At 46.8% G+C, this 1185-nt stretch carries 3 protein-coding genes; all 3 read left to right on the top strand.

All coding sequences use genetic code 11. The features are described 5' to 3' along the window. Window positions 1-301, top strand: a 301-nt coding sequence (locus ACFW9Z_RS36055; protein WP_384647945.1) for a hypothetical protein, incomplete at its 5' end; no start/stop codon positions are given. 13 nt (window positions 302-314) lie between these two features. Further along, window positions 315-533 carry a hypothetical protein gene (locus ACFW9Z_RS36060; RefSeq protein ID WP_376642732.1) on the top strand — a complete coding sequence of 73 codons (219 nt, stop codon included), beginning with the start codon at window positions 315-317 and terminating at the stop codon, window positions 531-533. Window positions 534-538: 5 nt separating this feature from the next. Continuing rightward, a partial coding sequence (locus ACFW9Z_RS36065; RefSeq protein ID WP_380715703.1) for a glucosaminidase domain-containing protein occupies window positions 539-1185 on the top strand: 647 nt, incomplete at its 3' end.

Consider the following 1185-nt stretch of genomic DNA (forward strand, 5'->3'; position numbering starts at 1 on the left):
GTATAACCTTCCGTTATTGAATGGAGCAAAGGCGTCAGGAAGAACACCGCAGTATACCCGCTGGGGAAACATCCTCATGCTAAAAGGTGACGTGGCGTGTGACCTCGGCGTTGACTTTGCACAATTGCCCGCGTCATATTCACCGTCAGACAAAAAGGCGGTCATGGCAACAGCATACGGAACGACAGGCTTCACAAAATTTTATATCAACACTGACGGTAAACTGGCGTTTGTCGGCTTTTCAGGAAACAATCAGTCCGCCGTGTCCAGTTGGTCATTAGACGCGGCAGTGCATTACTAGGAGGGTTGGAGCAATGGAAATGATACAAGTATTCGTATATGATTCGGATTTCATCTTCGACTATCCTGAAATTGTTCCGGCTGATTCCGTACCGGATAATGCGACAACCGTACAGCCGCCGGGATATTGGCGGGCGCAATTTCAGAAGGATAGAAAACTATGGATTGAATCCGCTTCAGACGAACAAATAAATGAAATGAGACAACAAATGAGGGAGAGTGTAAAAGAATGAGTTTCATGGAGAATGTTGCAAGTGAAGCACAAAAATTATACGGTGTAAGTCGAGTTTTACCTTCAGTTATCACAGCACAAGCCATACATGAGTCAAATTGGGGCAAATCCGGGCTTGCTACGCGTGCAAATAACCTGTTTGGTATAAAAGGTATCGGGAACGCTGGAACCGTTCATATGGGCACGTGGGAGGTTTTAAACGGGGTCGATAAAACAATCAAAGCAGGGTTCCGGGCGTATAAGTCTGTTCGCGATTCTATCATAGACCTTGTGAACCTCTATAACCGTCTTGACCGTTATAAGGCTGTTGTCGGGGAAACGAACTATGTACAAGCTTGTGCCGCCATCCAAAAGGGTGGATATGCGACAGACCCGAACTATGCGAAGAAGCTTATCGCCACAATCGAAGCCCACGGGCTGACGAAATACGATAAGGTCGGGAACAAAGCCGCAGTGAAGGCGAAACCTGCCAAGTCGTCCGGCTCGACATATACCGTTAAGGCGGGTGACACATTGACAGCAATTGCAAAGAAATATAATACGTCAGTGAAGGAGTTGGCGAAAGTGAACGGTATTAAAGATGTTAATATGATTCGTGTTGGTCAAGTCCTGAAGGTATCAGGAGCCGCACCATCCGGCGGTACATTCTACAC

This window comes from Streptomyces sp. NPDC059452, assembly GCF_042750035.1.
In the GTDB taxonomy this organism is placed as follows: domain Bacteria; phylum Actinomycetota; class Actinomycetes; order Streptomycetales; family Streptomycetaceae; genus Streptomyces.